We start from the raw sequence: 255 nt of genomic DNA, 5'->3' as shown, positions 1-255 counted from the left end.
CCTCCAAGGCTAAATACTCCTGACTGACCGATAGTGAACCAGTACCGTGAGGGAAAGGCGAAAAGAACCCCGGAGAGGGGAGTGAAATAGAACCTGAAACCGTATGCGTACAAGCAGTGGGAGCCTAGTTTGTTGGGTGACTGCGTACCTTTTGTATAATGGGTCAGCGACTTATTTTCAGTGGCGAGCTTAACCGAATAGGGGAGGCGTAGCGAAAGCGAGTCTTAATAGGGCGTTTAGTCGCTGGGAATAGAC

1 rRNA gene is annotated in these 255 nt (G+C 50.2%); it reads left to right on the top strand.

What is annotated here, in order from left to right:
• Positions 1 to 255, top strand: a 23S ribosomal RNA gene (locus QMX82_RS25780); the annotation flags it as partial.

Origin of the sequence: Pseudomonas sp. PS02302 (assembly GCF_029959585.1) — a bacterium.
GTDB lineage: Bacteria > Pseudomonadota > Gammaproteobacteria > Pseudomonadales > Pseudomonadaceae > Chryseomonas > Chryseomonas aestiva.
Note: the sequence above shows the minus strand (reverse complement) of the source record. Positions and strands in the feature narration are given on the sequence as shown.